General features: G+C 73.3%; 4 protein-coding genes and 1 pseudogene. 2 read left to right on the plus strand and 3 right to left on the minus strand.

All coding sequences use genetic code 11. The features are described 5' to 3' along the window. Positions 1-107: 107 nt before the first annotated feature. The gene (locus ACZ4VL_RS40045) at positions 108-440 is read left to right on the plus strand and encodes a hypothetical protein (RefSeq protein ID WP_468210800.1); all 333 of its coding nucleotides are present in this window, start codon (positions 108-110) and stop codon (positions 438-440) included. 82 nt (positions 441-522) lie between these two features. On the opposite strand, the gene ACZ4VL_RS40050 is transcribed toward ACZ4VL_RS40045, so the two are convergent. Both ACZ4VL_RS40050 and ACZ4VL_RS40055 read right to left on the minus strand, forming a co-directional pair. Then, positions 523-690 carry a hypothetical protein gene (locus ACZ4VL_RS40050; protein WP_468210809.1) on the minus strand — a complete coding sequence of 56 codons (168 nt, stop codon included), beginning with the start codon at positions 688-690 and terminating at the stop codon, positions 523-525. 128 nt (positions 691-818) lie between these two features. Then, a pseudogene (locus tag ACZ4VL_RS40055) lies at positions 819-1,250 on the minus strand (hypothetical protein); the annotation flags it as partial. On the opposite strand from ACZ4VL_RS40055, the gene ACZ4VL_RS40060 reads away from it, so the two are divergent. Further along, positions 1,249-2,418 (plus strand): FAD-dependent oxidoreductase, encoded by a 1,170-nt coding sequence (locus ACZ4VL_RS40060; protein ID WP_468210803.1) that lies wholly within the window; start codon positions 1,249-1,251, stop codon positions 2,416-2,418. The pseudogene ACZ4VL_RS40055 and the gene ACZ4VL_RS40060 sit on opposite strands and share 2 nt — an antisense overlap. Positions 2,419-2,480: 62 nt before the next feature. On the opposite strand, the gene helR is transcribed toward ACZ4VL_RS40060, so the two are convergent. Further along, positions 2,481-4,706, minus strand: coding sequence for an RNA polymerase recycling motor ATPase HelR (helR, locus tag ACZ4VL_RS40065; protein WP_468210806.1), 2,226 nt, complete (start codon positions 4,704-4,706; stop codon positions 2,481-2,483). Positions 4,707-5,088: the final 382 nt, after the last annotated feature.

Here is a 5,088-nt window from a genome sequence, read left to right on the forward strand (position 1 = left end):
GATCGTTGAGCAAGCAGGGGTGTTCGTCTCCGCTCCCCCCCCCCCCCCCCCCCCCCCCCCCCCCCCCCCCCCCCCCCCCCCCCCCCCCCCCCCCCCCCCCCCCCGCGGTGGCCGACAACCTGGTGGAACTGGCCGCGGCGGTCCTGTCGCTGGATCCGGGGGTCGTCGGCCTGGCGGTGACCCGGCCGGCCGCGGCACAACGGGTACGTGAGGCCTGGGCCGCAGGCGCTCCCGGCTTCGACACGATCCAGGCCTCCGTACAGACCTACCTCGATGCCGAGCAGGCGCTCGGGCGCGTAGGTCCCGGCATGGACACGGGCTCGGCCGCACTCGCCCTGGTGGGCACACTGCACCACCTCCTGATGACGAGCCGCCCCGACTCCCCCGCCCCGCAGGACCGGGTCGAGCGACTGGTGCACGCCCTGACCGGCCGTTCCTGAGCGGGCCCCACGGCACACACCGAAGCCCGCGCCGTTCCACGGGGCTCCACGACGGCCTGAGCCCCGAACGGGCCCGAGCTGCCTAGAACTTGCCGAACGAGTACGTGAGGGGGTGGTGCGGCTCGTCGCTGGTGTAGAAGTCCTCTGCGACCGCGATCACCGCGTCGACCGAGATGGAGCCATCGGCGTCGGTGACGTGGGACGCGGGTTCCTCGAGGGCGTCCTCCTTGGCACCCAGCGCGCGGAGCATACGGCGGTACTCCTCCGGGCTGATCGCCCGTCGCCGTCGACGTCGGCGACCCGGGCCACGGCCTCGACCCAGGGTCGTGCGGTCTGCCGGAAGCCGGCCGCCGTGCCGAGCATGGTCTCCGTCGTCGCCTGCTGGAACTCCCGCGGCGAGATCCGACCGTCCCGATCGGCGTCGGCTGCGTCCGCCAGTGCGTCCCAGAACCGCCCGGCCGCGTCGAGCAGTTGCCTGCCCCGTGGGGATTCACGCGTGAGGCCGAAGCCCGTCAGGACCTGCGCGCCCATGTACTCGAAGTCATCCTTGGTGATGACGCCGTTGCGGTCACGGTCGAAGCTGGCGAAGCGCACGGCCATCTTGCGCTGGAAGAACTCCTCGTCCGCCCTCTCGCCTTTCATCCGAGTCGTGATCGACCTCTGTCCCATCCTTCCGGCCGGCCCTGCCGCGTCCCCGCAGGACGAGCCGGGTCCGAGGGTGAATCGCATGCACGGCAAGGTGACGCGGGGCGGCCCGCGAGCGATGGCCGCCGACTCGCCGTCGCCGGCCGCGGATAGGGTTCCGGGCATGGGAGTCGACACGGACGTGGTGGTGGTCGGGGCGGGGCCGGTCGGGCTGAGCGCGGCGCTGTTGCTCGCCCGGGCGGGGCTCGGCGTGGTGGTGCTGGAACGGCGTCCCGGTCCGGTCACCGAGTCCCGGGCGACCGACCTGCACGCACGGACCCTGGAGGCGCTGGCCCCGAGCGGGCTGGCCGATGCGCTGGACCCGCTGGGCCGGCGCGTGGACACGGTGGAGGTGTGGTCGCGGGGGCGTCGGCTCGGCGGCGTCGGCATGGCCGGCCTGCGTTCCCCGTACCCGTACATCCTGACGGTCCCGCAGTGCGCGACCGAGGGGCTGCTCGCCGCGGAGGCCGAGCGGGCGGGGGTGCGGGTGCACCGCTCGACCGCCGTCCGCTCGGCCGACGAGGACGCCGCCGGCGTCACGGTCCGCTCGGACGCCCTCGAACCGCTGCGCGCCCGCTGGGTGGTGGCGGCCGACGGCGCGTCGAGCACGCTGCGGGCCCTGGCCGGAACGGCGTTCCCCGGCCGGACCTACGCCGGCACCTGGCACCTCGCCGATCTGCGGGTCGAGGACCCCTCGCTGGATCCGGGCCGCGTGCACATGATCGGCGGACCGCGCGGTCTGCTGGTGGTGCTGCCGATGCACCTCGACGGCTGGGCGCGGGTGGTGCTGCACCTGCCGCACGGTCCCGCGCCGGAGGGTGCGGACGGTCCGGCGTGGCTCGCCGCGGAGGCGGCCGCCCGGGGATGGACGGCAACCGTCCGCGAATGCCGCTGGACGAGTACGTTCCGCACCCACCGGCGTCTCGCCGCACACCACGGGAGCAGCCGGGTGCTGCTGATCGGCGACGCCGCCCATGTGTGCAGTCCGATCGGCGGCCAGGGGCTCAACCTGGGCCTACGCGACGCCGTCTCGCTCGCCGCCGTACTGCCGGGGGCGGCCACCCGCGGTGCCCCGGCGGACGGCGCGCTCGCGGCGTGGCGGCGGGCCCGTCGCGCCGACGCCCTGGGCGTGCTGGCCCGCACCGATCTGGCCACCCGCACCTGGACCGTACGGTCGGCCCCGGCGCGGGCCGTACGGGACACGGCGCTGCGCGGCGTCCTCGGCACCCCGGTCGGCCGGCGCCTCCTCGCGGAGGCGGTCGCCGGCCCGCGCCCACCTGCCCGGCCGCACTGATCGCCGTAGTGGCCGTAGCCGTAGCCGTAGCCGTAGCCGTAGCCGACGATCGACGGCGGGCTTCACCGCGGGAGGACGGAGTCCTGGAGGACGACGAGTTGCCGGGTCGCCCGCGTCATCGCGACGTACCGGTCGACCGCCCCCTCGATCCCGTCGCCGAACGACTCCGGGTCGACGAGGACCACCAGGTCGAACTCCAGGCCCTTCGACAGCTCGGGGGTCAGCGACCGGACGCGGTCCGTGGCCGGAAACGTCGGGTCGCCGATGACGCACACGGTCCCCTCCGCATGCTCGGCGAGCCACGCGTCGAGGACGGGGCCGAGGTCCGACACGCGGCCCCGGACGACGGGGACGCCTCCGACGCGGATGGAGGTCGGCACGTTGGCGTCCGGAAGGGCGGCCCGGATCACCGGCTCGGCCTCCGCCATGATCTCCTCCGGCGTCCGGTAGTTGACGGTCAGGGGGGCGAGGCTGATCCGGTCGAGCCCGACCCGCTGCAACCGTTCCTGCCACGACTCCGTGAACCCGTGCCGGGCCTGGGCGCGGTCACCGACGATGGTGAAGCTCCGGGAGGGGCAGCGCTGGAGCAGCATCTGCCATTCGGCGTCGGTCAGTTCCTGCGCCTCGTCGACGACGACGTGCGCGAACGGGCCGGCGAGGAGATCGGGGTCGGCGGTGCGCAGCTCCGCCTCGTCGACCAGGCTGACCTGCGCGTCCTGGCCGCGCAGCATCGTCACCAGGCCTTCGCCGTCGTCACCGTCGGCGCCGGAGTCGGAAGCGGCCGCGATCAGGTTGTCGACGACCTGGGCCATCTGCTCGCGCTGGGCGGCGAGCACGGCCTCGTTGCGGCGCCTGCGTCGGGCCGCCTCCGGGTCGCCGAGGCGCTGTCGTGCCGCGTCCAGGAACGGCAGGTCGGACAGCGTCCAGGCCTGGGGCTCGGCGCGCTGCAGCTTCTCCACCTCGTCGGGGCCGAGCCAGGGGGCGCACATCCGCAGGTAGGCGGGCACCGACCACAGATCACCGACGAGGTCGGCCGCTTCGAGCAGTGGCCAGGCGCGGTGGAAGGCCGTGACCAGCTCCCGGTTCCGCGCCAGCGACCTGCGCAGCAGTTCGCCCGGGACACCACCGCCGGACCCGTACGCGTCGTCCTCGTCCTCGTCCTCGTGCACTTCCTCGTGCTTGTCCATGAGGAGCGTGACCAGTTCCTCCCAGACCTGCTCGCGCGCCTCGTTGTGCGGGGTGCCGGGTTCCGCCGCGGCGAACGCCGTGGCCCAGTCGTCGGCGCTCAGCCAGATGTCGGACCACGGGGTCGTGACCGTCATCCCTTCTGCGGGCGGTTCCTCGTAGAACCTGACGGCCTTCTCGATCGCCCCCACCAGGTCCGCCGAGGACTTCAGGCGGGCCGTCTCCGGGTCGGTCTCGGCCTCGGCCGTGGCTCCCTCGGCGACGAGGTCGCGCAGGATGCAGGTCTGCACGCCGTCCTCGCCGAGGCTCGGGAGGACGTCGGAGACGTACGACAGGTAGGGCCGGTGCGGACCGACGAAGAGCACGCCGCCGCGCCGGTGACCGAGGCGGGGATCGGAGTGGAGGAGATAGGCGGAGCGGTGCAGCGCGACGACGGTCTTGCCCGTTCCAGGGCCGCCGTCGACGACGAGGGCGCCGCGGGAGCCCGCGCGGATGATGGCGTCCTGGTCGGCTTGGATGGTCCCGAGGACGTCCCGCATCCGGGGTGACCTGTTGCTGCCCAGGCTGGCGATGAACGCGGACTGGTCGTCGAGCGCGGCGTGCCCGGCGAACCCCTCCGGGGTGAACACCTCGTCCCAGTAGTCGCCGATGCGGCCGCGGTTCCAGCGGTACCTGCGGCGGCTCACCAGCCCCATCGGGTTGGCGTGGGTGGCCCCGAAGAACGGCTCGGCCGCCGGGGAACGCCAGTCGACGATCAGCCGGCGGCCCGTGCTGTCCGTGAGGCCGAGCCGTCCGATGTACACCGGCTCGGGGTCGTCCGCGCACACCATGTGCCCGAGGCACAGGTCCAGGCCGAAGCGGCGCAGTGTGCGCAGCCGGGCGGTCAGCCGGTGGATCTCCGCGTCGCGGTCCATCGCCTGCTGCCCCAGGCCGCCGGGGGCCCGGCGTGCGGCGTCGAGACGGTCGGAGACTTCGGCGATGGACTGCTGGAGGCACTCCGCGAGGGCGGCGAAGTGCTGCTCGTCCTCGGCGGTCAGCGCCGGGTCGGCCTTGGCCGAGAGACGGCCGGGAAGGTCGAACACGCTCGTGGTCAGAGGGGTCATGTCAGCGGCTCCATCCGCGAGGTCCCCCGCGGAGTCCGGCGCCACGGACAACAGCGCACGCACTCCACGAAGCCCCCGTTTCCTGCAAGTTCTGGTTGAGGAGAGCGATTCTGGAGTACCAGGGGGGCCTTGCCGCAAGGCCCCCCGTGCGCTATAAGTTGAGAGTGGCAAGAGGTGGGTCTTCCCTCTTTCCCCCTTTCCCTTACCTGTTGTCCGTGCTGATGAGCCAGGTGGCCGCATACGCGAAAACGCTCGGCCGGGGGTTTCCGGCCGAGCGTTTTCGTGTGTCCGTCCTGTGGTCCCTGCCCGCTGGTGGCTTAGTACCAGTGGTTGGCCTGCCAGAAGTTCCAGGCCTCGACCGGGGAGCCGTAGCGGGAGTTCA

The sequence above is a fragment of the Streptomyces sp. NPDC029014 genome (assembly GCF_055564695.1).

Excerpts from the sequence above, each read along its gene's own strand:
- ACZ4VL_RS40050 (WP_468210809.1), bottom strand. The coding sequence starts at position 690 with ATGCTCCGCGCGCTGGGTGCCAAGGAGGACGCCCTCGAGGAACCCGCG.
- ACZ4VL_RS40060 (WP_468210803.1), top strand. The coding sequence starts at position 1,249 with ATGGGAGTCGACACGGACGTGGTGGTGGTCGGGGCGGGGCCGGTCGGG.
- helR (WP_468210806.1), bottom strand. The coding sequence starts at position 4,706 with ATGACCCCTCTGACCACGAGCGTGTTCGACCTTCCCGGCCGTCTCTCG.